The 25,868-nt window shown below is 37.3% G+C and carries 20 protein-coding genes and 1 pseudogene; 2 read left to right on the top strand and 19 right to left on the bottom strand.

Features of this window, described 5'->3' with window-relative positions; all coding sequences use genetic code 11:
* Nucleotides 1-782: transposase (locus H4J76_RS10705; protein WP_182230567.1), on the top strand; the 782-nt coding region annotated here is incomplete at its 5' end.
* A 663-nt stretch (nt 783-1,445) separates the two neighbouring features.
* Here H4J76_RS10705 and H4J76_RS10700 read toward each other — a convergent pair.
* The 12 genes from H4J76_RS10700 to H4J76_RS10645 all read right to left on the bottom strand — a co-directional run bounded on the left by H4J76_RS10700 (nt 1,446) and on the right by H4J76_RS10645 (nt 15,108).
* Entirely contained in the window at nt 1,446-2,759 is a 1,314-nt protein-coding gene (locus tag H4J76_RS10700) for an OprO/OprP family phosphate-selective porin (protein ID WP_182216404.1), read from the bottom strand.
* Nucleotides 2,760-2,821: 62 nt separating this feature from the next.
* On the bottom strand, nt 2,822-5,425 hold the full coding sequence (locus tag H4J76_RS10695) for a response regulator (protein WP_182216403.1): 2,604 nt from the start codon (nt 5,423-5,425) through the stop codon (nt 2,822-2,824).
* A 30-nt stretch (nt 5,426-5,455) separates the two neighbouring features.
* Nucleotides 5,456-6,298, bottom strand: a complete 843-nt coding sequence (locus H4J76_RS10690; protein WP_182216401.1) for a phosphate/phosphite/phosphonate ABC transporter substrate-binding protein — start codon at nt 6,296-6,298, stop codon at nt 5,456-5,458.
* A 458-nt stretch (nt 6,299-6,756) separates the two neighbouring features.
* Complete coding sequence (locus H4J76_RS10685) at nt 6,757-8,163, bottom strand: sigma-54 dependent transcriptional regulator (RefSeq protein ID WP_182216399.1); 1,407 nt, start codon at nt 8,161-8,163, stop codon at nt 6,757-6,759.
* A gap of 12 nt (nt 8,164-8,175) precedes the next feature.
* A complete protein-coding gene (locus H4J76_RS10680) occupies nt 8,176-8,511 on the bottom strand; it encodes an Hpt domain-containing protein (protein WP_182216398.1) in 336 nt (111 codons plus the stop codon).
* A gap of 129 nt (nt 8,512-8,640) precedes the next feature.
* On the bottom strand, nt 8,641-9,462 hold the full coding sequence (locus H4J76_RS10675; protein ID WP_259364963.1) for an EAL domain-containing protein: 822 nt from the start codon (nt 9,460-9,462) through the stop codon (nt 8,641-8,643).
* A gap of 264 nt (nt 9,463-9,726) precedes the next feature.
* Nucleotides 9,727-10,794: a hypothetical protein gene (locus H4J76_RS10670; RefSeq protein WP_182216396.1), complete on the bottom strand. Its 1,068-nt coding sequence runs from the start codon at nt 10,792-10,794 to the stop codon at nt 9,727-9,729.
* Between the two features lie 48 nt (nt 10,795-10,842).
* Nucleotides 10,843-11,658 carry a type II secretion system F family protein gene (locus H4J76_RS10665; RefSeq protein WP_182216394.1) on the bottom strand — a complete coding sequence of 272 codons (816 nt, stop codon included), beginning with the start codon at nt 11,656-11,658 and terminating at the stop codon, nt 10,843-10,845.
* Nucleotides 11,655-12,524, bottom strand: coding sequence for a type II secretion system F family protein (locus tag H4J76_RS10660; RefSeq protein WP_259364964.1), 870 nt, complete (start codon nt 12,522-12,524; stop codon nt 11,655-11,657). The genes H4J76_RS10665 and H4J76_RS10660 overlap by 4 nt, the downstream gene beginning before the upstream one ends.
* Before the next feature lie 2 nt (nt 12,525-12,526).
* Nucleotides 12,527-13,849 (bottom strand): CpaF family protein, encoded by a 1,323-nt coding sequence (locus H4J76_RS10655; protein WP_182216391.1) that lies wholly within the window; start codon nt 13,847-13,849, stop codon nt 12,527-12,529.
* 37 nt (nt 13,850-13,886) lie between these two features.
* Nucleotides 13,887-14,648 carry an SAF domain-containing protein gene (locus tag H4J76_RS10650; protein WP_182216389.1) on the bottom strand — a complete coding sequence of 254 codons (762 nt, stop codon included), beginning with the start codon at nt 14,646-14,648 and terminating at the stop codon, nt 13,887-13,889.
* 73 nt (nt 14,649-14,721) lie between these two features.
* The gene (locus tag H4J76_RS10645) at nt 14,722-15,108 is read right to left on the bottom strand and encodes a hypothetical protein (protein WP_182216387.1); all 387 of its coding nucleotides are present in this window, start codon (nt 15,106-15,108) and stop codon (nt 14,722-14,724) included.
* 839 nt (nt 15,109-15,947) lie between these two features.
* Here H4J76_RS10645 and H4J76_RS10640 point away from each other — a divergent pair.
* Nucleotides 15,948-16,732, top strand: a pseudogene (locus H4J76_RS10640) (transposase).
* Here H4J76_RS10640 and H4J76_RS10635 read toward each other — a convergent pair.
* From H4J76_RS10635 to H4J76_RS20175, 7 genes are all read right to left on the bottom strand, one after another.
* Entirely contained in the window at nt 16,725-17,054 is a 330-nt protein-coding gene (locus H4J76_RS10635) for an SAF domain-containing protein (protein WP_182216386.1), read from the bottom strand. The pseudogene H4J76_RS10640 and the gene H4J76_RS10635 sit on opposite strands and share 8 nt — an antisense overlap.
* A gap of 69 nt (nt 17,055-17,123) precedes the next feature.
* Complete coding sequence (locus H4J76_RS10630; RefSeq protein WP_182216384.1) at nt 17,124-17,513, bottom strand: hypothetical protein; 390 nt, start codon at nt 17,511-17,513, stop codon at nt 17,124-17,126.
* A gap of 640 nt (nt 17,514-18,153) precedes the next feature.
* Nucleotides 18,154-18,915: an SAF domain-containing protein gene (locus H4J76_RS10625; RefSeq protein WP_182216382.1), complete on the bottom strand. Its 762-nt coding sequence runs from the start codon at nt 18,913-18,915 to the stop codon at nt 18,154-18,156.
* A gap of 73 nt (nt 18,916-18,988) precedes the next feature.
* Complete coding sequence (locus H4J76_RS10620; RefSeq protein WP_182216380.1) at nt 18,989-19,375, bottom strand: hypothetical protein; 387 nt, start codon at nt 19,373-19,375, stop codon at nt 18,989-18,991.
* 585 nt (nt 19,376-19,960) lie between these two features.
* The gene (locus H4J76_RS10615) at nt 19,961-20,830 is read right to left on the bottom strand and encodes a M48 family metallopeptidase (protein WP_182216379.1); all 870 of its coding nucleotides are present in this window, start codon (nt 20,828-20,830) and stop codon (nt 19,961-19,963) included.
* Nucleotides 20,827-22,794, bottom strand: a complete 1,968-nt coding sequence (locus tag H4J76_RS10610) for a pilus assembly protein N-terminal domain-containing protein (protein WP_182216377.1) — start codon at nt 22,792-22,794, stop codon at nt 20,827-20,829. Before H4J76_RS10610 ends, H4J76_RS10615 begins: the two co-directional genes overlap by 4 nt.
* 240 nt (nt 22,795-23,034) lie before the next feature.
* Complete coding sequence (locus tag H4J76_RS20175) at nt 23,035-25,857, bottom strand: PAS domain-containing protein (protein WP_182216376.1); 2,823 nt, start codon at nt 25,855-25,857, stop codon at nt 23,035-23,037.
* Nucleotides 25,858-25,868 lie beyond the last annotated feature (11 nt).

Here is a 25,868-nt window from a genome sequence, read left to right as displayed (position 1 = left end):
ATGCGGTGATGAGTAATCACTATCATGTGGTGTTATTTATTGATGAAGAAAAAGCGAAGCAGTGGACAATGACTGACGTACTTGTGCGTTGGCACCGCATACACAAAGGCACGTTACTGACCAAACAATATTGCAACGGTGACCGCTTAGCTCAACCCTTACTTGATGAGGTTAATGCAACCGCAGAGGTCTATCGAAAGCGCCTGATGAAAATCAGTTGGTTTATGGGGTATATCAATGAAAGTATTGCAAGAGCCGCTAACCAAGAAGATAACTGCACCGGTAGATTTTGGGAAGGACGCTTTAAATCTCAAGCGTTATTAGATGAAGCAGCGTTAGCGTCTTGTATGGCCTATGTTGATTTAAACCCTATTCGAGCCAATATCGCAAAGACACCAGAGAGCTCAGCCCACACGAGCATAAAACGTCGTTGTAAAGAGGCAAAAAAGGGCCGGCAGCCCAAGACCCTGCTTCCCTTTATTGGTAACCCCAGGAAAAATATGCCAAAGGGCCTACCTTTTGAACTCGCCGACTATCTTCAATTAATTACGTTAACTGGCCGTTGTATTAGCGGAGATAAACGGGGTTTTATCGAACAAAAACAACCAGAGATACTCAAGCGATTGAATATCTCAGCGGACAACTGGTTAATCATCACCACCGAATTTAGAACACAATTTCATGGTGCTATCGGTCATGAAGATGTGCTGAGTGATTACTGCGAGCATCAGCAATTAAAGCGACGACATAACTTAAGCCATTGCAATAAACTCTTTGCTTGAAGACATTAAAACAGGTGTGAATTATAAAGCCATGATTTTGGAGAAATAGCCTTGCCAAAAAATTGTTATTTTGGGAGCAAATTGACTACATCTTTCTTTAATACATGAATATATTGTCAAAATATCACTTATCGGTGAGGACTCCATAAATGTTAAAATATATTTGTCATATATTTAGCTATTTAACATGAGTGTCTTATTAATTCTTTTGTCATCTATTTAGTTTTTTAACATGAGTGTCTTATTAATTCACTTATCGGTGAGGACTCCATAAATGTTAAAATATATTTGTCATATATTTAGCTATTTAACATGAGTGTCTTATTAATTCTTTTGAAACCAAGTCTCAAAACATTCAGGATGCTTTCTAAATGTTAGAAGAATGTGTGGACTATCCATCTATCAATGTTAACGATATTGGAGAGCAGGTCTCGGAGATCCCTAACACCATTATTGATGATGAAATTTATGATGCAGGAATAAAGGATTAAACTTTTATAGAGAAATTTTGAATAGCATTACTTCTCAATAGTTATTATTAACCCACGGCGAGATATATTAGTTGAGATATATAAGCTGTTCGACCTCTTAAAGTCACACAAGTCCAGATTATTGGCCTCTTGGAGCGATCCAATCTACATTCAATTTTATTTTTCATCCGACTTAAAATACCCACTCCATTCTTACTTGGCCAATATCCACGCTTGCATGGTCTGTCGTTGGATTATTTTTACTAACTTCCAACACTTTTAAGTATTCTGCAGTAAAGCGTATTTCAGGTGTCGCATATAAATTTAATGCTAGCGTCATATTTCTTTCAACGCCACCAATAACACTACCGTAACTTAAGTCTATTTCACTGTAACGCATAGCAAGTTCCCATGCTCCGCTACCATCTTGGCCAAGAATACTTTGCGGTTTCACGATACCAAACTTACCTTTTTTGTACGCTCGTCGGTCATTGGTTAAAAATAAACTCGATTGAATATACCAACTACTAAAGTCTAAGATTTCTGGACCTGTCTTTACTGAGCTTTGTATATATTCACTCTGAACATTAAATCGATTGTAGTTAAAAGCGAGTTCGAATCCTACTTGCGAGTAATCTTCAACCTCTTTAATGCCCCCCGTATCAACTAACTGAGTATTAGCAACATAACTTTCCGGATTAGATTTAAGTCTTAACGTGTCATTATCACCATTATTAGAGTACAAACCCGCGATACCTATATGAACAAAATAATCATCTTTCTTAATGGGTAACCAGACAAATCGTCCTGCAATGAGAGTCTCTTCATCTTGACCTTCACTACTTAGATGTATTTTGTTACCAAAAACGCCAGCTTGCACAGACCAATTATCCTTAAAAATATTTACGCCTGCCCCCAAGTGCCTACCTGGTGATAATGCAAAAGCCAGTGAACGTTCGATAAATGTATTTGCATGAGAACTGGCCTGGAACTCTAACGAGAATGGCACTTTATAGTTACCCGCAATTAATTGAACTGAATTATTAACTTTATATCCTAGGAAAGCATCTTTTATGCCTTTAGAGCCTCCAGCTACAAAATCATAATCCAATTTATATTGCCAGTCGTTATATAGGGTACCCTTTAAAAATAGTCGAGCTCGACGAATAGCCGAACCATCAGCTAAATCAAAATCATCACTACTATACCAAGCTGCGTGTGCTTCTACACGCCCACCAAAATGTGTAGAAAATTTCTTGTCAGCACTGCTCACTTTTAAACCATTTTTAACTAAAACTTCGGACTGATTTTTAATCCGTTTTTTAACCAGAGGTAGTGCTTGATTTTTTGGTTTTTCATCTTGTTGTTCAGCCATTAAGCGCTGATATTGTTCGGTACTTATGGTGCCGTTATTTTTTAAAACCTCAAGTAACATTGCCAGCTCTGATTGCGCACTAACCGGTGTTGCTAGCAGCATACTTAAACTTAACACTAATGCTTTTTTCATGATTTCTCCAAATACGGTTTGAATATTAAAATCTATTTATATCTAATGATAAAATGAAAGACCTATACATATTTTGCGCTAAAGTCGATATATGTTTTGAGCGTTAACTCACTAATAGACTTTAGTTCTTTGCATATAACTTCAGCTTCCATAAGTTTTTTTTCTAAACTGGCTTGTTCTAATCTTTTACAAAAATTATACATGGCCGTTGCCCCTAATGAACCCGCAGAGCTTTTTAAGGCATGGGCATGATCCCCAAGTGCTTCAATATCCGACTTCTCTAACGAGGTTTCTATCATCTGCACTCGTTCTTCAATATCAATAATAAATAGGTTGACCAAAGTTAAAACTGCGACTTCGGACAAATCCTCTGCCAAGGTTTTAAGTACGCTTTCTGACAACACTTCATTTTCATTTAAAGGGCTATTAGCTTTGCTTTTTTCTTGTGTTTCGGTGCTGTAGATACAATGATTAATACTTTCGATTAGCACTTGTGTATCGAAAGGCTTACCGACAAAGCCTTCCATTCCTGCAGCTTTACATCTCGCCATTTCAGATTTTTCTGCGTTTGCTGTCATCGCAATTACTGGGGTGTCTTTATTAATACCACCGCTTGCTTTTAAATGTTCTACTGTGACTATTCCATTCATTTTTGGCATACGAATATCCATTAGAATAACATCAAAAACTTGTGTTTCTAAAATATCGAGCGCATCAAAACCATTACATGCAAAAACAACTTGGTAGCCACGATTCTTTAATGTTTCACCCGCAATAAATCGATTAGCTTCCATATCATCAACTAATAAAATATTTTTTTTATCATTATGAGCACTATAAGTTAATTGAGATTTCGTCACTGAAAATGTATTGTTTTTATCGTTCAAAGAACATATATTGTTAAAGAGTAGTGGTTTATTTATACGATTAAAGCCTAGGTATGAACTTGACAAAGTTTCACCTAAGCTAGAAATACAGTGAACATTAATACCAAGCGAGTCTAACCAAATCTTATTGCTGTTGTTAACAGTCGCTCCATCCTCTATTAGCCACACCGATTTTTTACTTAATAATTGCGGCGTTGCCTGCTCACGTAACATATCTACATTGCTAAAGCCGAAGAAAGTGCCCCCTATTTGTTTAATTTTATTAGCAAAAACTTCCTGTAAACTTTGATTATCCGAAACAAGTACCATTGGGCCTTCAAATTGATGTTTATCTATTGTTTTATCTTCAACAAACTCTACGGGCATCGTAAAACAAAAATCGCTGCCCTGATTTAATTTACTACTAACAGTAATTGATCCCCCCATTAAGGTAATAAGCCCTTTGGCTATATTTAAGCCTAATCCAGTGCCGCTGGAATTTGCCTCTAATGTCGAATCAACCTGTTCAAATTCTTCGAATATTTGATTTAAATATTTTTCTCTAATCCCTATACCAGAGTCTTTTACATTCAACTGCAGTGTATCTTTACCATCTGCTATTTGGATTCGTTGGATAGTCACCAAAACAATCCCACGGGGAGTAAAATTACAGGCATTATCGACTAAAATAGTCAGTATCTGACGTAAACGTGTTGCATCAGTAATAACTCGCTCAACAGTCCCTGGTGCAACATCACCCAATATCGTTAAGTCTCGATTAGCTATTTTAGCTTCGGCGCAATTCAATACATCTTCAAGTAAAGGTAAGAGTTCTACTTCACTATATTTTAGTGACATGTGACCTGCCTCAATTTTAGAAAAATCGAGTATGTCATTAACAACCTCTAATAGTGCTCTGCCACTACTTTGCGCTGTGTTTAGCAACCGAATATGCTCAGGGGGCTCTTTAATTTTTTCCGATATTAGATTAACTGCACCTAACACTGCATTCATTGGTGAGCGTATTTCATGGCTCATTTGTGATAAAAATCTAGATTTAGCTTGGGATGCATTCTCTGCTGTTTGTTTTGCTTTGGTGAGATTAATAGCGTTTTCATTAAGTTTTTTCTGATCATCATTAATCTTATCTAACATCACATTAAACGCTTTTGCAGTGACACCAAGTTCATCTTTTGATTCTGTATCCGCCCTGGACGACATATCACCTTTTGTTACAGCAAGTGCTACTTTTTGTAAAACAAGTAAACCTTTGGTTAAGTAACTACCAAGTATTAGCGAAATCAGGCCAACCATTACCAATTCAGCTAAAGCAATACCAAATAAACGATAGCGCGCTTCACTTATAAATAACAATAAGGGGTCAACGGGTAAACCTACTTGTACTTTGGCAAATTCAGTTCCTGACTCCATTACTAAAACCTGCGTATCAAATATACGGTCATCTACCTGGTAAATTAGAGTATCTTCGAAAAAGCCATCCTCTAAACTACTTGTATCTCCAGCTTGTGCAAGAATACCGTCACTGTCTAATACACGAATATATTGAACACCTCCGAGCACAGCTATTTGCTGTGTAATTTCGTCCAATGCAGCAATATCTGATGAGATCACCGCATTTTTAGCGAGTAAGCTAAATAAATGAGAGGTCTCGCTGGCTCGTTTATATAAAGCCTCTTCACCTGATTGCTCAAGATATGCTAGAGATTGCCAAAGTAACAATAACAAAAATAGAGCTTCTGTAATGCCTATGAATAACATTGTTTTAATTCGAAATGACATAGAAATACCCTGAGCCAAAAAGTAAGTTTTTTAATTTTTACCAAGTAGAAGATTAATATTTAAACTACGAACATCATTCCACTCTTGATCGTTTGCTTGTGTAAAACCCTTCATTCTTAGTGGCACTAGTAATTTCACACTAGCATCAGAATTTTTAATATCTAAAAAACCACGAAGTAGTTTTTGTCGAATATCTTCAGTAACCCGCGGATGAGTAGCAATTGCGTGTGGTGTATAACCGTCTGATGTCCAGATGATTTTTAATTGCTTTCGAAAGCGCTCTGGTAATGCATTAAACGTGCGTATTATTCCGCCGCCTGCTACCAAACGGCCCATGGCAACATTGCGATATACAGCATCGTGTGAATTAACATATTTACTTTGAACGTTAATGTTTTTCTGTGCTAAGTTTGCCTTGGGGATCAATGTGGCGGCAAAAGATGCTGGCGCTGGAAAAGCAATTGTTTGCATCGATAAGTCTTCGATCTTGTTAATTTCACTATTTTTATTAGCAACTAAAATGCCTTTAATTTTTTTCCCTAGTTCATGTACAAGTGCTTTAAAGCCTTCTTCCTTACTTAATACAGCGTAGTGGTATGGGTTCATATACGCAATATCATAGTCACCTGCAATTAATCGCTTTTCAAACGTTGGAATATCGGGAGCTGTCGCAAATTTGAGTTCAATACCTGTGTTCTTACTGATCAGTTTAAGTAACGGAATCCAGTTACGAGCTAACTTAGCTGCTGATTGCTGCGGAACTATCCCAAATACTAGAGGCTTAGCTTCAACAACCTCAGCTGTATCCGCACTAGCAAAGCCAATAAAACATGTAATATAAATTATTGCTAAAAATTGAATTAATATCTTCATCTATTCACCTATGCTTTTTAAATTTGTTCATGCACTTAACAAAAGCAAGAAATACTCCAGCATTTAACAATATCAAAAAAAAACTTAAATTATTGATAAATAATATTTTTTATACTTATTCACTCAGTGTAATTTGATGGGAATTATTGAACATGCAATTTGATTCGCAATATGCAAGTCAAATTGCTTTGCATTTAAGAATATATAAATTAATTGATACATTTTATTTAAAGATTATATAAATATATTACAAGTATCTTGAACTAACTGAATATGACTTCACTAAAAATTATATTTTAGATTTAAGAGTTTCACTACTCAACGGCTATTTGTTAAGTTATCCATGGCTCGATTAAACTCAAATATTACCCATAGTACAATCATATATAGGACTACAACTTACCAGTTTTTATTACTTAGTAAAGTCCCAAAATTAGCAGGTTAACAAAGCTGGGCAACTAGTCCCAGTTTTTCATTTTTCTATAAATTGTTGACGCACTTACGCCTAGGTGTGCGGCGGCCAGCGGGATGTTACCATCACAAACTTCGATTGCCTTTTCTATAGTGTTTTTTTCAACTATCCACATGGGAACAATCTCTTGAATACTGGTAGGGCCAACAGAAGTACTTGCCTTGGTTTCTGATTTAATTACACTTGGTGTAGTTGTAACTTGAAGGTTAGTTTGTCTGAAACTCTCTGGTAACATGTCAATTGTAATCTCAGTACCAGTATTGATTACGACCATATTCTCAATCACATTTTGCAATTCTCGAATATTACCCGGCCAGTCATACTTCATAAATAATGTCTGAACATCTGATGAAAACTGTTGAAATCCTTTATCATTAGCTTCATTTTTATCCAATAAAATAGCGTTAGCCAACAATAAAATATCTGGACCTCTATCCCTTAAAGCAGGTAACTGAACTGGAATAACATTTAATCTATAATATAAATCTTCTCTAAAGCGACCTTCGCCAACTTCGGCTGCTGGATTACGATTAGTTGCACAAACAACCCTAACATCACTTTGTATTACGTCACTACTACCAACACGACTAAATGTACCTGTTTGCAAAAATCGAAGTAACTTAGATTGTAAATTTAAATCCATTTCACAAATTTCGTCTAGAAATAGCGTTCCACCATTAGCGACCTCTACAGCTCCTTTTCTATCGGCCAGAGCGCCACTAAAAGAGCCTTTCATATGACCAAAAAACTCTGATTCAAATAAATCTTTTGGTATCGCCGCACAGTTAATTGCAATCACGGGACCATTTTTCCGAGCACTGGTGTTATGTAAGTACTGAGCACAAACCTCTTTACCTGTTCCACTTTCACCGGTGACAAATACGCTTGCCTTGCTACGAGCAGCACTATCTAGCAAGCGAAAAACAGTTTTCATCGCTAATGATTCACCAAGAAAACTCGTATCTGGTTGATCTGAAACTTCATCTTCAACTGCAGGGGGTTCTGTTTCCAGATTAATCTGCTTTATTGCATCATAAACCGAAGTCACCATTCTTTCTCTAGTAAACGGCTTCTCTATAAAGTCAAAACCGCCCAAGCGCATAGCATCAACAGCTACTTCAATAGAACTATTAGAAGTGATAATAATAACCCGTGCAGGTGACTTCTGACGCTTGACAAATTGCAGTACATCTAAACCGCTAATATCTGGTAAGCAAACATCTTGAATAATAACACTGGGCATTTTTTCTTTAATCGCGGCTAAGGCAGAATAACCATCTACAAAATGCCTAGTTTCATAACCTATACTTTCAAGTTGAGAACTGTAAAGGGCTCCACTTGATACACTGTCTTCTACAATATAAACCAAGGTTTTTTGTGAATTTTTAGACATATTATTCCCTTACTAAAATTCTTTGCCATATTTGTTGTTATACAGTTTCAGAGTTTGTTTGATCAAATCTAATAGCTGGTTATCTGTATCCCTAAAGAGCCTTGAGGTTGAGCATAACCTATCATTTATTTCACTGGCCATTGTTGCTACAGTCATAGCCCCATAAAGTGCTGCCGAGTTTTTAAGTTTATGTGTCACTTCTTCAATTTTCTTCAAATCCATCGAGATAAATGCATTTTCTAAATCGACTAAAGACATGGTCATCTCGTCTATAAACAAACCAATCAATTTATGACAAGTTAGTTCATCTAAATCTTCGATCATTTGTTGAATGACCTTTTCATCCATTAAACAGCTCATACTCTACTCACTGATTAAAAATCTGCTCACTATTTAAACACTATTACAAAATGCGTTGCAAATTGCAAATTAGACAAATCTTAATATTCATCATCTAAACTACCTATGAATATTGTTTTAACTCCAACGGCGTAAATTATCTTCAAATGATGCTGGACGTCCTAGTAAGTAGCCTTGCGCAGTATCACAACCTAATTGGTTAAGTATTTGCAGTTGCACTTCATCTTCAATACCTTCAGCCACAATATGCATGCCTAGTCGTTGTGCCATTGCTACGATTGCACTACATAGAGTAAAATCTTCGTTACATGTCGCGATACCATCAACGAAGCTTTTATCTATTTTCAAACCATTAACTTTGAATTCTCTTAGTAAACTTAAAGAAGCAAAACCAGTTCCAAAGTCATCTACCCATATTTCGATCCCTTCTTTTTGAAAGGCGTCAAAAACCTTAGCGATAACTTTGGGATTTTGGATCAGTGCAGTTTCAGTCAACTCCAATTTAATACAACGTGTAGGTATTTCTAGTTTATCCACTAAGGTCATAATTTGCTCAAAAATATCAGTATTTGCTATCTGAACAGCAGATACATTAATTGAAACGGTAATATCTTTTAAACCATATTGAAGATAACGTTTAAGATCCAACAGTACTTGTTTAAATATCCAACTTCCCAGTTCAATAATCTGACCATTTTTCTCGGCATGTGGAATAAACTTATCAGGAGAAATAAACCCGAACTGAGGAGAGTGACATCTAACCAAAGCTTCAAAACCTGTTAATTTACTATTTTGCATACAAAAAAGTGGTTGATAAACCATAGAGAAGTGCTGATTTTGTAATGCGTCTTCAATAATGCAAGTCAAGTCATCTAACTTTGATGGCGTGTGAACAATTGTTGTTTCAAGTGTATCTATTGGTGAAAGTGACATATTCATATTATTTCATTCCTAATTTACTTTGAGTCGATAGTACTAACAAAGCAATTCGTAGACCAACGTAAACCCCAAACCAAAAAAAACACATAAGCCACTGAAAAATAAAACCTAATAAAACATAACCACTAGTATTTACATTTATTAAATACTGATAGTTGCAAAATGCAAATCAAATTACTAAGACTGATTACCAAATTGCCATTTGTAAAAAAAAGGGAAGAATGTAGTTATACATCCTTCCCTGCTTTTTCTTAACAACCTTTATTAGTTATTGCCTTCACCCTTTGGCGCAGTGTTGTACCATTGGTCGCCATCAACTCTACCGCCTAAGACTGGTAAGTTAACCTGGAAAGGGGGTGTAAATTGCTCTAACGCATTTTGAGTAGGATCATTTATATTAATGACAGATTCTGCTTTTTTCAGGCTCAAGCCGCTACAAAATGAAGGGTCGTCATAATTTGTACCCGTCGGGCAGCACTGGCCATCGACAGAGCCATCAGCAACAGAATAATATCCAGATGGACAACTACATTGCAATTGTGTATTAGTGCCACAGCCTGCATCACAAATACCCAATTTGATTTTTTTTTCAAGAAGATTATCTGTTACGTTATTAATTGAAATATCAACCTCAGATGCTTGGCAAGTTAATGCCGGTTGCCCCAGCGAAGTAGGTAAGATGAATGGTGATTCGCATGGCTCACCGGTTAACACTTTTTGTGAAATATAACGTGATCCAATAGGAGAACCAATTCCCCCAATAATTTCTAGCATCGGGCAAGCTTCAAAGGTTTCTTTATATAAAAATCCTGGCAGCCCATTAGGTGAGCGACCAATGGCGTAATTAGGAGCGCCCTGCAATGCTTGAAAGTAGCTCACTGAACCCGTATTAGGTAAACGGCTAATGCCTGTATTATCTAAAGTCTCAGCACTGGTTGGCTTGATGCAAGGAGGGCCTTGGCAGTTTAGTTCAGTGTAATAAATTGGCTCTCTACTGGTGAAACGGTCATCACGAACACCTATTAGTGCTCGGTAATTTGTTGTGCTGTCTGTAGAGGTACGGTCAATAAAAAACAATTGTGGTGCATCATGTTCATCAAAATTTATCACTTCGCCTAACACCTGACTATTACTATCTGCCACCAACACGGTTCGGTCTTGTTGCTTAATCTTTTGTTCAAATAATGCATTGCGAACAGCAGCTATGCCAACAAAGCTTCCTATGACTAAAATAGTAATAATCAGGATCAGCTCAATGGTTAAAACAAAACCTGCTTGTTTTTTTAATCGAGAATTTTCCTTCATTATTTTTGGCAATCTAACTTCAATCATTTTACTTCCTTTTATTATTTAGCACCGCTAAAACAGCATATCTTATAATTATAGGATATCACCCAACAATTTCATTATTTCGCTGATCTGCTGTCCAGCAGGAAAAAATACTAGCACAAAAAACATCGGGAAGCAGACCATTGCCATCGGCAAAGTAGATTCGAGGGCTTTGCGGTTAATTCTACTTGTTAGTTGTTGGTCCTGTTGTAACCTCAGAAAGTCAGCTAATGATTGTAATCCGTCACCAACGGGGCTACCTACTTCAATCCCAGCCTTAATTATTACCGATAATTTATTTAACGCCTCTACACCAGTCCTGACAGACAAATTATCAAAGGCTGCAGTGCGATCACGGCCAGCATCTAGCTCGTAAGCAATTAACTCAAGCTCTGCTGCCAAAGGGTTGTCTTTTTGCAAGCCAAATTGAGCAGCTTTTCGAAATGCCTGGCTTAACGATAAACCTGACTTCAAAAAAACAATCAGTAAATTGATAAAAAAGACTAATGACAGATTAATTCTACGTCGACGATTACTCCGGTTTATAAGTAGATACATGTCCATCAATAAAAAGGACACAATACCCGTACTGATAATAATCCATAAATTAAATGACAACTCAATAGCAATTATTACTAGTACTACAGCAGTGCACCACTTTACTGACCAGTACCATAACCAGAAACCAGCCACTGAAATACCACATTGGCGGATCAATTTATTTGGATAAATTAAATAAGCTTTTTTGGACTTATTAAAGGGATCATCAATCAATTTATTCTCTTTGGTAAGACTTTGTTTTAAAAAGTAGAGAAAAATAATTAACATTAGTAAAAAAAGTAAATCCAGCCAGTTGAATATATTCATTGCTCTATCCTCGATATACGACGTAACCATAAATAACCAGTAAATTGTAAAAATAGCGCCCCGCCCAAGTATGTTGGTCCAGATGGATGCTTTAATAAGGTGTCGAACCAGTCAGGTTGTTGCCATAGTAAAATTGGAATCAATATATAGGGTAAACCACCACATAATATTGCAGCATAACGAGTACCGGATAAGTGAGTGTCAATTTGTAACTGGTGACGTTGTCGATCTCGAACAATGCGGTTAACAGAATCAAGCATAAAAGTGAGATCACTTCCTGATTGATAGCGTGCAATAATAACTTGTGCAAATAGTCGAGTTGCAATACAGTTGTATTTGGTTGTTAGATGATTAATAGCCTGTTCTGGCGAACAGCCCATATCCAAGCGTCCTAACATTTCTGTTAGTTGATGCTTAACAGTTCCTTGACCTGACTGTGCAGCTAAAGCAATAGCCTGGTGAGGCGACTGGCCACTCGTTAAAGCCGCTTTCATCATATCCATAGCTTCAGCTAAACCTTTCTCTACTCGTTTTATTTTCATTTTCGCCATATCACTGATGCTATTAAAGCAAAACACCGTTACCGCCATTCCCGCAATAGCCGCCAAAGGAATATGCTTGGGGAATATCTCAAGCAGTAACATAAAAATAGCGAAGGCAACGATTGCTATACCCGCAATAACAAGTGCTGGAGGTAGATTCAAATTAAGCGTTTGCAAATGATTATACAATGACGAATCAGGTTTGCTCTTAACAGCATATGAAAAATTGGCGTTGCCCCTTTTAGATTCACGAAACCAATGCAATACAATAATTAGCATTACCAATAAACTTAGGGATAAACCGATAAACTCTATATTTATCATCACTAGTCCACCTTTAATAATCGATTGAATTGTTCACTTTTATAGCCTTTTACTGCTACCTTAGCCGCTAGTTCAGTACTATTACCTGTTGCAACATGCTTACCATGTATATGGTCTGGTTCACTGTTTGCTGCGTGCTTAAAACTAAACAACTCTCGAATTTCATCTTTATCTTCACCATGAACTAACTCGCAAATGCTTACGACTCTGCGGCTGCCATCTTGGAAGCGCATAACTTGAATAATTAATTGTAGAGAAGAACGAATCATCTGCTGAATAGCTTCTTTTGAAAAGCCTCCACCCATTAACGCAAGTGTTTCCATGCGGCTGATTACATCATGTGGGCTATTAGCATGTAAGGTAGTTAAGCTACCGTCATGACCAACATTCATCGCTTGCAACATATCCAAAACTTCAACCCCCCTGACTTCACCAACCACTATACGGTCAGCCCTCATGCGAAGTGCATTTCTAACTAAATCACTAAGATTAATTGCACCACTGCCTTCGCTATTAACATGTCTAGACTCGAGTGAGATAACGTGGGGATGCTTTAGCTGAAGCTCAGCCGTTTCTTCAACGGTTACGATACGCTCTGTTGTAGGGATAAAACCTGATATAGCGTTCAATAAAGTGGTTTTTCCTGCTCCTGCGCTACCCGCTATTACTATATTGATACCTGTTGATACGGCAAGTTCTAAGAAGTCCATCATGGCTTTACTTAGAAACCCCCTATTAATTAGTTGCTGAGTAGTCAAATCCTCGGTATGAAAACGTCTAATTGAAACGATTGGTCCCGACTCACAAAGCGGTGGGATCACTGCATGTAATCGACTACCATCAGGCAAGCGAGAATCTACCATAGGTTGACGTGCATCTAGCTGCCTACCTTGAGTACTTAACACTCTGTCCAAAAAGCGACGTAAATGACTTTCGTTATCAAAACGTAACTTAGTTTTTGTTAATCGTCCGTTTCTATCAACCCAAATTTCATCTGGACCGTTTATTAAAATATCGGTAACACCAGGTTCTTTCATTAAGTCAGAAATTGGACCCAAGCCCGTTAACTCTTGCATAATTTGCAGGGTTAATGCTTGTCTCTCATATACGCTTAAACCTGGATTTAATCTTGGACGTATTTCTTCAATCAATCGTTCAAGGCGACGTTCAACCTGCGAAGTATCTTTTAACAGATGTATGTTCTGCTCTTCCATACCGTCAATTAGGCGATTATGTAAAAAACGACGTAACTCACGAAAGCGCTCTGATTCTATATTCTCTTTGTCTAGCGCAGTAAATCCTAAAATTTTATTTGAGTTATTCATGATGTGTTACCTTTACTTAATACCTTGTTAAGGCATTTTAATTGTTCACTCGCACATTTGAACGACGAATACCTGCTACCATTTCAATATTGCGATAACGTTGTTTGGGGTCAATACTATATTGAGTACCTTTTGCCCTATCGTGTGCACTGTGAAAGATCATCGCTATCGAATCGCTGGCTTTGATACTCGCTAATGGGTATACATCAGACGGTCTTATCGCCACAACTAGAGACACCCCAGAGGTAACTCCTGCCTGCTTATTTTTTGGCATTAGCATATTTTTTAAACCACTGTCTGCAGTCTTTTTAGCAGCTGGGTGGTTAATACCAATTAACTGCACATCACGGGCAACGGTTCTTACACCATTCCTGCCTCTGACAACCACATCAAAGCGGTCACCGTCACTCAACTGCTCGTAAGGCATACCTTTTTGGATGTGCTCTAGGGTAAACAAAACACGACCAGCTGGAATAGCATCAGATAAAGATTTCTTTTCTTTAGTTTTCAAGTCGCTTGGGTAAATCGAACTCCCTGCTCGCTTGCTAACCTTTAATGTTTTACCCATCAAATGACGGGGGTTTTGTATAGTGCCTGCAAGATTGTCTTCATCAATACGCACTTGTTTAAGGAGTGATGAAGTCAGTACTTGACCCGGTTGTAGATTACTACTGACTATCCATGCCGGCTCCGTTGTCATATTTTCAAACTGGCGAAGTCCTAGCACTGAAGCTAACATACTTGATGCTGCAAAGAGGATCATGGCACCCGTGGCACTACCGGTTAATTTACTTTTCATATGTCACCTCATTTATCAAGTTAGGAATATTTTGGACAGGTGCAATGGCTGAACCTGCCCGTGAAACGCCTGATTAGTTCAAACTGCCGGTATTACTAGCAGAAGCAGCAGCTGTACTCGCTGTACCACTAATAGAGGCGGCAGATTCAGAAAAGTCAGTATTAATAAATTCAAACTTCTGACCATCACCTGCATTTATATCAACCGCATCAATAAAACCAGAGCCACTTATCTCTGACGTTCCTTCACCATTTTTCATACCATCAAAAGCGTAGCTCTGGTCTAGTGAGCCAATTGCTTCAGCAACATCTTCCATTTCAGCCGTTACAGCGTCACGCATCGTACTTAGACCTACGACTAGGCCAATGACTATCGTAGTCGATAACAATAACAACTCTGAAGTCATCACAAATCCGCCTTGTTTTTTCTTACCTAGTTTGTTGTTTATAAGAGTTTTCATAATGTTTACCTTTAATGTTGTGTAAGTTAGTAATTAATAAACCCAAATTATTTGAGCTTACATAGACTATTGCGATTGCTGTGCCAGCTTTTAAACAAACCAAAATAAAACCAAATAAATCCTTATAAAACAATAAAATAAATTTTAATTAAAATTAAATCATCACTGTATTGGTTATTAGCTAAAAAGCTTAGTTCACAATCTGATTTGCAATTTGCAAATCAGATTGTATTATTTATTTACGTACCCTCATTTGAGCTATTCAAAAAAGAAAATCTTTTTTTTGCGAAAAATATAGCCTATTAAAAATGAATGCCCATACGCTTAAAGAGTCAGACTCATATAATTTTAAAATTTATGATTATTGATTCTAAACCGACAGCTTTGTTTAAAATGGAGATGTATCGCTTGTTTCGTAATAGAAACGAGAAGAAAACTAACTTTTTATTGTGGAAGTAACTTAGAAAACGGAGTTAAAGGGTCTATATGTGGCGCATTGTATAGCTAAAAATTAGTAGTTATCAAAAAATAAATTAACAGTTAAGCAATAATTATCATTTTGTTAGCAATATTTTATGGCAATAAAAAGTTAATAAATACTAGTGTTTGAACCAACCAACGACCCTGTAGCAAAATCTGTGTAACTGCCTATCATTAGTACCCCAAAAGGGGTTAGGATTGGCAGACTATGAATAAGAAAGAACTAGGGTATTTGCTAAGCAAGCAGCCAAGATAACCGTTGAAGCCTTTTTAAACGCAGAGATTGAAGAGCATCTTGGTTATGCACTTCATGAGAAAATCAACACAAAAATAGCCGCAACGGCTACTATTCGAAGCCCATTCGCACTGAAGACGGCCAAGTAGAACTTGAAACACCACGTGATAAAGAAGGTAGTTTCGAGCCTTTATTGGTTAAAAAGAATCAAACGCGATTTACGTCGATGAACGATAAAATCTTGTATCTTTATGCCAAAGGTATGACGACGAGAGAAATCGTTAAAATGTTCAAAGAAATGTATGGCGCAGATATTTCACCCACGTTATATCTCTTGTCACTAATGCCGTAATAGAACAAGTCACTGAGTGGCAAGATCAACCTCTAGATTCAGTCTACCCTATTGTTTATCTTGACTGTTTAGTGGTTAAAATCAGACAAGATAAACAGGTTATCAATAAAGAGGTTTACCTGGCCTTAGGTGTTAACATTAAAGGTAAAAAGAGTTATTAGGTATCTGTTGATGGTCTTAAAGGCTTTGCTGAAGCGATTAATACCGTATTTCCTCCGGCACAAGTTCAGCTCTGTATTGTTCATATGGTAAGAAATTCGATGAAGTATGCACCCTGGGGGAATTACAAAGCAATAACGGGTGATGTAAAGCGAATATATCAATCAGTGACAGAAGAAGAGGTATTACTTGAACTCGATAACGTCTGCGTACGCTGGGATGATAAATACCCTCAAGACATTCGCAAACGATTTCCCTCTGATGACTCAGCGAAGAAAGTAGTTAATCTTGCAATAGATTCGGCATCCAAGAGATGGACAATCTCAATAAGAAACGGGAAAACGGCCTTGAATCGATTTATGATTGAATTCGAAGACCGTTTAAAGGACTTTATTTAAAACTGGAAGTTACACAAAATCTGTTACAGGATACAGCCAACTCATGCCAATAAATTGTACTGCTTGCCTCTTTATTCACCACTAACATTTTACCAACGAGTGCATCAGGGTTCTGAACTGAACCATAGATATTATTAGTAGAAACTCTAGTTTTAACTAGCAAATCTGACGTAATCAATTGACCTGCTGAGATATTTACTTTAGTTACCCAAGCTGAAACTGTGAACAAATGATTTAATGGTAGTAAAAAATATGCTATGGATATTAAAGTAACGAATGCGAATACGCTCCAGGCAAAAGGTGTATTTAATTTGTATTTCATACATCACCTCATTCATTAATTTAAAGATAAAAGAGCCAGTCAGGTGACTGACCCTACTATTTAAGTATTTTAGTTTATCAAACTACCAACATTGGCAGCAGAATTAGCACCACTACTAGCGCTACTACTAATAGAACTGGCTGTTTCAGAAAAATCACTCGCGATAAATTCAAATTTCACTCCATCCCCAGCGTTAGTGTCTATGGCATCGATAAATCCTGAACCACTGATTTCAGCAGTACCTTCACCGTTTTTCATACCGTCATAGGCATAACTTTGATCAAGTGAACCAATCGCTTCAGCGACATCTTCCATTTCAGCAGTTACAGAATCACGCATTGTTGTTAACCCTACGGTTAAACCAATAACGATAGTCGTAGACAACAACAATAATTCTGACGTCATCACAAAACCGCCTTGCTTTTTCTTCATGTTCTTTTTATTGATATTAGCTTTCATAGTGTTTACCTCTGGTAGTGTTAAAAAGATATCGGCTCATCATTTGTTATTAATTTAATGAGCCTATTAAGGTTATTGCCATTGCTGTGCCAAATATAAAAAAAAACAATAAAATCACACAAAAAACATAAAAAACCAATAAAAAACAGTGTAGTAAGTTGGAAGTAACAAAAACATTTAGTCATACATATTTACGAAGATTACCGCAATAAGTAATTTGATTTGCAAAATACAAATCAAATTATAACGAGTTACCTCTATCAAAAATGATTTATAAATTTCACTTATGGTAATGCTGTAGATCCAGATAAGAAGTTTCGATGGGTCAATAAGTACCTGTTAGGGATGTGCAAATAGCCTTTTTGGTTCCAAACAAAACCTAAGTACTCACTTCCCTGTGAGCACAGGTTTTTGGTTCCAAACAAAACCTAAGTACTCACTTCCCTGTGAGCACAGGTTTTTGGTTCCAAACAAAACCTAAGTACTCACTTCCCTGTGAGCAATAATTTATGAAATGGGTATAACGATTAAATATAAAAAGGTGTACTAGTATTAAAAAAAATCCGATTCAATCAATGTAAGACTAAACCGGAAAATTACTCAGGAGAGAGTAGAAATATTATTGTTACTACAAGTTTTGTTAATTAATAACCTGCACTCTTGTGCGGTGCACACCTGCTACCATTTCAACATTACGAAAACGTTGTTTAGGATCAATACTATATTGAGTGCCTTTTGCCATATCATGTGCACTGTGGAAAATCATCGCTACAGCGTCGCTTGCTCTAATACTGGTTAAGGGATACACATCCGATGGTCTTACGGCAACAACCAACGACAAACCGGGTTGATTACCTGCTTGTTTACCTTTAGGCATCAACATATTTTTCAGACCACTATTATCAGCCTTTCGGGCTGCAGGATGGTTGATACCAATGAGCTGCACATCTCGTGCAACCGTACGTACACCATTTCGAGCTCTTACAACCACATCAAAACGATCACCATCACTTAACTGTTCGTAAGGCATACCTTTTTGAATATGCTCTAGGGTGTATAACACCCGACCTGGTGGAATAGCATGAGATAAAGATTTTTTTTCTTTGACCTTTAAGTCACTCGGGGAAATTGTACTACCCGCACTCTTACTAACTTTTAATGTTTGGCCCATCAATCGACGGGAGTTTTGAATCGTCCCTACAAGGTTATCCAGATCAATACGTACTTGTTTAAGCAGTCCTGAAGTGATCACTTGACCTGACTGTAGATTGCTACTTACTATCCACGCAGGCTCAGTTGTCAGCTTGTCAAATTGACGCAGTCCTAGCACTGAAGCTAGCATACCCGATGCCGCAAAAAGGATCATGGCACCTGTAGCACTACCGGTTAATTTAGCTTTCATATGTCACCTCATTAATCAGATTAGAAAAACGAGGACAGGAGCGAAATACTTATCCTGCCCTTTGAGCCACGGATTAATTCAAGCTACCAACATTGTTAGCAGAAGCCGCGGCGGTGCTTGCAGTGCCACTTATATCATTAGCTGATTCAGAAAAGTCAGTATTTATAAATTCGAACTTCTGACCGTCACCAGCGTTAGCATCTACTGCATCGATGAAACCTGAACCACTGATTTCAGCAGTACCCTCACCATTTTTCATACCATCAAAAGCGTAGCTCTGGTCGAGTGAACCAATAGCTTCTGCAACATCTTCCATTTCAGCCGTTACAGCATCACGCATAGTACTTAAACCAACCACAAGACCAATGACTATCGTAGTAGATAACAACAACAACTCTGAAGTCATTACAAATCCGCCTTGCTTCTTTTTACTCGGTGTATTGTTTTTAATCGCTTTCATAGTGTTTACCTCTAAGGTTATAAAATTAGTCGTTTATAAGCCCAATTAATTTGAGCTTACATAGACTATTGCGATTGCTGTGCCAGCTTGTAAGTAAATGTAAAAATCAAATAACAACACCTTAATAACTCCTTATTAAACAACATGTTGAGCAAAGACCATATTCAGACTATTTAAGTTTACAATACCAAGAGGATCACTATCTAAAGCTGAAGTGACAAATTGATTCGCAATTTGCAAAGCAAATTTAATGAATAAATACCATGAAGTTTTGATCTTGATGTATGAAGAAAAAATAAATCAAGATTATGAGCTAGAATGATCTCTCACGATTTACGGTGATTGAGCCTTTAGTTCCAGACAGAACTTAAGTACTCACATTCACGCGTGCAGCATTGGTTGGCTGGTCTATCTTAACCAGTTCACATGAGAAAAATTTTATGAAATTAGTATGAATAACTTGAAATTTATCGACAATTATTGTGATGACTGTGCGCTAAAAAATAAAAAACCCAAGCGCTTAATAAACGGTTTGGGCTTATTTAATAAGTGGTAGTATTAGGGGGTTACCACCAATTTCAAATGCTAAGCTGGATTAACATAACAACCAATATGTTCTCTTAGTAACAGTATTTTTGCACTCATCATCTGGTTATCTGGCTGTTCTCTTAGTACACCGGTATACTCCTTACAAGCTTTATACCACTGCTGCTGCGCTTCATAAATTATGCCTCTGTGGTAATTAATACGCCAATCACTTTCCATAAAGCGTTCGGCTGATGTTATAGCTTGTAATGCTTTAGTATATTTTCCTTCAAGATAATAGTATGCCGCTTGAAGTTCATAAAGGTGCGGATTATAGGGTGTTACACTCAACTGTCGTTTGACTATTGTTCTGGCTAAAGTCAAGTTCCCTTCTTCCATTGCTATTCTACTGCGCAAAATAGCCGCTTCAGGAAATGCACCACGCTTAGACAAAATCAAATCTAATAACTGCTGGCTTGTATTAGTGTTACCAATTTCAAATTCCACTAATGCACTAGTCATCATAATTCGCTTATGATTTGGATATTTCAGATACAAGGCGTTCAATTCAGATGCAAATCGAAAACAATCAACTATCGGTTTGCTATTATCATGACAGTTAAGATTAATCATTAACGCTTTAACATCGATTAAATTATGATCTTTCGCTTTTTTACAATTAGAGTTGCTTGCGAGGTTATTCAAACACATTTCTTCGCGGTTAAATGATGTCATTCGACACTTTATTAATTGTTGCGTTCGAGTTTGACACTTAGGCTTAGGTACTTTTATTTTTACATACCTAGTTAAAAGCTCATCTAACTGCTCATTGGGCGCATAAACTTGGTTACTTGTACTCTTGTTCGCACAGCCAGTGATAAATAAACCACTGAATATCATACAAATTGAAAATAATTTTTTAATATTCATTTTACTGTCTCCTTTTCTGAGGCATTGAATGCCTGGTTGACATTAAAAACCGATTTTTGTAGTAGAAACTCAGTTGAAGGGAACTGCCATAAGTTGACTTCATGCTTCATCTCACGAACGATGGTAGGTGTAACAATGATAAATAGCTCACGTTCTGTATCTGAATCGGAAGTTGACTCTGCTAATTTTCCAAGTACCGGCACGCGACTCGCACCAGGTATAAAGTCTCGATTATTGTTAATGTCACGACTGACCAGCCCTCCAATAACCATAGGTTGTCCATCACGCAAACGTGTTGATGTGCTAATACTTCTAACATTAAACGCTGAGGTATTTAATCCGCTACCTGTACTACTCGAAATTTCCTGAGTTAGAAGCGTATCAGGTGTAGAAATTGTCGGGTTTAAGTCCAAAGTAATACGGTCATGTTCGTCGACCATAGCGCGAACCTGTAACTGAACGCCGAATGATTTAAATGTTGTCCCACTAAAAACACCAGAAGTATTCGCCCCAACTTCATCACCACTTACAATGCCACTTGGTGCAAATGCAGTTGGTACAGGCACTTCACCACCTGCTGAAAATACAGCTGATTCACCAGCTAATACAGTTAAAGTAGGACGAGATAAGGTTTTAGATATTCCTTCCTCTTCTAACATTGAAAACAATAAATCAAAGGCAAAATCTTTACCTGCTACTTGCAAATTATTTACTAGCCCGCCACCTAACACCTGCAAGGCATTATTAACTTTTGTCGATGATGATTCATTAGGGCTAGCTCCTGCTAAGCCAAAATTACCACTCGTTTTATCATAGCCCTTACTAAGTACTGAAAAATCTGGACGCCACTGTTTCAAGCGACGATGGTTAACTTCGTACATTTGAACCGAGACGCGAATTAGCGGTAAATCTCGTACTTCAATCACCGATAATAATTTACCTCCAGCAATGGACAATAATTTCGCGCGGCCAATATTTGAAGCAAGGTTATTATCTGAACTTCCGCTGGATCCAGACGCACCACTAATACCAAGTCCTGCCGGGCCAGCTGAGCTTTTCTTGCTATTACTCGTAAACAGCCCACCTGACTCGTTCGCTAGAATCGTAATAATGGCTTCTTTAGATTTTTTGCTTTCTTCTCCGGTCACGAGTCTAGATGCAACAGTAAGTACTCTAACTAATTCAACTTGGTTATCTACATAACCTTTTAGTAATAAAGTGTCTTGATTAGCATTAGGAACATCTCCATGCTGAACACGTGTCACAGTGACAGACTCGCCCCCCACTAAGTTAATATTATTTTTCACCCGAGTAACAATATCTTCAGGTAATATTTCAACCTTGATTAAGTTTATAATAGCGGCTGATTTAGTCTTTCTTTTTAGCGTATGCTGAACATCTTTGTCCTGCATACGCAAATTATTAACCAATGATGCAATTGCCGATGACTGCAGCAAAACATTATCATTGTCTCCTTGACCTGCTTCGAAATAGTTACGGGCCGCCGCTTCAGCTGCTATTCGGTATTTAATAGTAGGTACTTTTCCACGTAACACTAGCGCATTACGATCAGGAGCTAGTGTCAACGAGATGTTAGGATGAATATCTTTAATGGCGTGATGTAATACACTTAAATCTGAAGTAACAGTAAATAGAAAAGTTTCTGATGTATTATCAGTATACCAAACCATAACACTAGTTCGGCCCACTTTTTTGGCCAATGCTAAAGCTTCATTTTTACTCAGTACTTCTACTTGTAAAGTTTCTTCTTGCCCAACAGCAATTCGCTCAAGCGGTTTATTGAAGACTAATCGACTGTGTGTCCACTGCACTAGTTCCCTAGTTTCTTTGGACTTTTTACTGTCTGCGGTCTCTACAAATTTCAGGCCATCAGCTGCACATACCGTTGAGAATAAAGCTAATAACCAAATATAATTAATCAAAACTAATTTAAAAAATTTCATAATGCTCTCCTGTTACATTCGTCCGCAGCTACATACTTATGGTGTTTGTTGATACGGCGGTTACTAGCTATATCGCAACATTTAGACCAAGTTGGAGATTAGTTTAAGGATTTAGATTTAATTATTATAAAACAGTAGGTTATAAATTATATTTAAAATTTATTATCAGAAAGGAATTTATCTACATGGAAAATGAAATTGAACATTCTTATATTGAATTGCGTTTTGCAAATATGTAGATTATAAGAGGCATTTTGCAACAAGTGTGCGCATTTCTAACAATCGTTGAACTTTAGTTTCATTATTTTTTTGCTTTTTATGTTCAGGTAAGTATTTAATTAACAAGCGATGTAATTCTTTGCGAATAACAGGTTTAGGCAAGAAATCATTCATACCAGCTTTCATATAACGCTCTTTGTCACCATAGACTGCGTCAGCAGTCACCGCAATAATAGGTACATGCTTAAAGTGCTCATCGCTTGAGCGTATATGAGTAGTCGTGGTTAGACCGTCCATTACCGGCATTTGGATATCCATGAGCACTAAATCAATTTCAGAATTTTTCAACATGCGTAACGCTTCAACGCCTTGGTTAGCGATTAGCACCTGACATCCGCAAGATATTAAAAATTGTTCTATAATAATTTGATTTTGTTGGTTATCTTCCACAACTAAAATAGTCGCATTACCAAAATTAATATCACTCTTATTAACGCTGAGTGCGTCATATAACTTGATACTAGCCTTCCCTAACATCTCATGCAACTGCTCCAAAATCCTACTAATGTGAGAAACTTTGATCGGGCCATTAACCAGTAATTCATTTTTACTGTGCCAATGAGTGAATTTACCACTGCCCAGCAGATCCAATATTATCAAACAAGGTGTGGAGCCATCGCTGAAGTAAGGCTTTAAATACTTTCTACAACTATCGCTTTGAGCCGGCTCAGTCACTACCAAAAAGTCAGCTAACCCAATAGAAGGATCAGGTAATTCTGAGGTGGACCTAAACACTTTATATGTTACTTTGTAACGTTTGAATATCTGCTTAATTGCATCGTTTAGATTATTATCATTCCCAATTAACCAAACAATATTGTTGCAGTTATCTGGTAGTAAAGGTAATTGATTTTGTGGAACAGAAATATCAATCTCAATTGGAATTTCAATACAAAAAGTACTACCTTTATCTAATTTAGAATTGACTCTAATTGTTCCTCCTGCAGCTTCACAAATTTGATGACAGATGGCCAAACCTAAACCACTACCGCCAAATTGACGAGTGGTAGACACGTCAGATTGCATAAAAGGTTCAAATAACTGAGACATTTTTTCTTCAGCAATGCCAATACCCGTATCAATAACCTTGATTGAAAGAACACCTTGGTTATTTTCTGTGGGTTTGTATGCTACATGAATGTTAATTTCTCCAATACTCGTAAACTTAATAGCATTGGCCAGAAGATTAATTAAAATTTGGCGAAGTCTAACATTATCACCTATGACGTTCATTGGTACATTAGCATCAATACACAAAATCAGTTTCAGCTTTTTCTTAACCGCGCTGTCAGACAAAATATCAATAGCTTCATCTATACAAATACCTAAGTCGAATTTTCGATGCTCAAGTGTGACTGCATTAGCTTCAAAACGTGAATAGGTTAACACGTCGTCAAGAATACTTAATAATGCACTTCCACTCGATTGGATCATATCAGCAAAGCGTTGTTGCTCTTGATTAAGCCCAGTATCTTGTAATATTTCACTTGAGCCAATCATGGCATTTAGTGGGGTGCGAATTTCATGGCTTATATTAGCCAGAAAACGACTTTTTGCAACAGCAAGGGTTTCAGCATGCTGCTTGGCCTCTTTTAATGCATATGCTGCTGCTACACGCTCATCAACATCAACAAGCGTAGCGGCAATAGCAATTAAGGCACCATTTTGATCAACAATTGGCGTCATACTCATTTCTGCCCAAGTATGGGAACCGCCAGCGCATCTCATCTGTAATTCTAATCTGCATGTGTTGTGCACGCCATTGGCAAATTGGTTCAAAGCCTTAATAACAATTGGTTGGTTAACACCACTAACAAATTCAGTGATCTCTTTACCCATACATTGACTTTCAGGCAACTTGATTAAATCACTCCATGCATGATTCATAAAAGCAATGCGTCCGTCTGGTTGAAGGCGCAGAACAACTTCACTAATATTATCGACTACTAGTCGATAACTGTATTCAGCAGCAGATGCCAACTGTTCAGCTTTTACTCGTTGGGTAATATCAGATTGGACCGCAATATAGTGGCTAACTTGACCATTTTTACTTTTTACTGGTGATGCATCCATTGCGATCCAATAAGGCTCACCATCGCGATTATAATTGATAATTTCGACGTTAAAATTCTCCTTATTTTTAATGGCTTCAGACATAACTGTAACAACGTTCTGATCAGTCATTGGCCCTTGTAGTAACTTTCCTGGTCGCTGGCCTTTAATTTCCTCAAAAGAGTACCCAGATAGTTTTTCAAAGCTGCGATTAACCCATTCAACTTCACCACATTCATTTGTTATAATCACCAAGTTGTTGGTGTGACTTGCAACCAAAGATAATTTTCGTGCTTCTTCTTTAAAGCGTAAGCGGGTTTCCATATCTTTATGAGCTTGAATATCGAACAAAGATCCTATAAACCCCTCTTCAGCGTTTCTAACCATACGCATTTCAAACCATCGGTATTCACCAGATTTATCTCTAAGTAAAACCTCAACTCGCTTAGGATCACTTTTTTCACATGCTGTTTCAGCCATGTTATTACAGAAAGATTCTTTACTTTTTTCATGCAAGTAAGTTGGTAAAGCACAACCCAATAATTCGTTATCGGTATACCCTAATTGCCTATTCCAGGCTGAGTTTAAATAGGTCAGCGTAAAGTTATTATCGCATTCAAATATACATTCATCTAACAACGACAGTAATTTAGCGTGAGCTTGCTGGCTTTTTGATAGCTTCTCAATTAGGGCATATTGGATTTGTACTTGGAGCTCTTTGCTGTTATCCACGCTGACATCCT

The sequence above is a fragment of the Colwellia sp. BRX9-1 genome (genome assembly GCF_014077195.1).
Taxonomy (GTDB): Bacteria; Pseudomonadota; Gammaproteobacteria; order Enterobacterales; family Alteromonadaceae; genus Colwellia_A.
The sequence above is the reverse complement of the archived record's forward strand: the minus strand, read 5'-3'. Positions and strand labels throughout refer to the sequence as shown.

What these genes read in the sequence shown, in the direction of transcription:
- H4J76_RS10700 (WP_182216404.1), bottom strand. Translation starts at nt 2,759, where the DNA reads ATGAAAAAAGCATTAGTGTTAAGTTTAAGTATGCTGCTAGCAACACCG.
- H4J76_RS10695 (WP_182216403.1), bottom strand. Translation starts at nt 5,425, where the DNA reads ATGTCATTTCGAATTAAAACAATGTTATTCATAGGCATTACAGAAGCT.
- H4J76_RS10690 (WP_182216401.1), bottom strand. Translation starts at nt 6,298, where the DNA reads ATGAAGATATTAATTCAATTTTTAGCAATAATTTATATTACATGTTTT.
- H4J76_RS10685 (WP_182216399.1), bottom strand. Translation starts at nt 8,163, where the DNA reads ATGTCTAAAAATTCACAAAAAACCTTGGTTTATATTGTAGAAGACAGT.
- H4J76_RS10680 (WP_182216398.1), bottom strand. Translation starts at nt 8,511, where the DNA reads ATGGATGAAAAGGTCATTCAACAAATGATCGAAGATTTAGATGAACTA.
- H4J76_RS10675 (WP_259364963.1), bottom strand. Translation starts at nt 9,462, where the DNA reads ATGAATATGTCACTTTCACCAATAGATACACTTGAAACAACAATTGTT.
- H4J76_RS10670 (WP_182216396.1), bottom strand. Translation starts at nt 10,794, where the DNA reads ATGATTGAAGTTAGATTGCCAAAAATAATGAAGGAAAATTCTCGATTA.
- H4J76_RS10665 (WP_182216394.1), bottom strand. Translation starts at nt 11,658, where the DNA reads ATGAATATATTCAACTGGCTGGATTTACTTTTTTTACTAATGTTAATT.
- H4J76_RS10660 (WP_259364964.1), bottom strand. Translation starts at nt 12,524, where the DNA reads ATGATAAATATAGAGTTTATCGGTTTATCCCTAAGTTTATTGGTAATG.
- H4J76_RS10655 (WP_182216391.1), bottom strand. Translation starts at nt 13,849, where the DNA reads ATGAATAACTCAAATAAAATTTTAGGATTTACTGCGCTAGACAAAGAG.
- H4J76_RS10650 (WP_182216389.1), bottom strand. Translation starts at nt 14,648, where the DNA reads ATGAAAAGTAAATTAACCGGTAGTGCCACGGGTGCCATGATCCTCTTT.
- H4J76_RS10645 (WP_182216387.1), bottom strand. Translation starts at nt 15,108, where the DNA reads ATGAAAACTCTTATAAACAACAAACTAGGTAAGAAAAAACAAGGCGGA.
- H4J76_RS10635 (WP_182216386.1), bottom strand. Translation starts at nt 17,054, where the DNA reads ATGAAATACAAATTAAATACACCTTTTGCCTGGAGCGTATTCGCATTC.
- H4J76_RS10630 (WP_182216384.1), bottom strand. Translation starts at nt 17,513, where the DNA reads ATGAAAGCTAATATCAATAAAAAGAACATGAAGAAAAAGCAAGGCGGT.
- H4J76_RS10625 (WP_182216382.1), bottom strand. Translation starts at nt 18,915, where the DNA reads ATGAAAGCTAAATTAACCGGTAGTGCTACAGGTGCCATGATCCTTTTT.
- H4J76_RS10620 (WP_182216380.1), bottom strand. Translation starts at nt 19,375, where the DNA reads ATGAAAGCGATTAAAAACAATACACCGAGTAAAAAGAAGCAAGGCGGA.
- H4J76_RS10615 (WP_182216379.1), bottom strand. Translation starts at nt 20,830, where the DNA reads ATGAATATTAAAAAATTATTTTCAATTTGTATGATATTCAGTGGTTTA.
- H4J76_RS10610 (WP_182216377.1), bottom strand. Translation starts at nt 22,794, where the DNA reads ATGAAATTTTTTAAATTAGTTTTGATTAATTATATTTGGTTATTAGCT.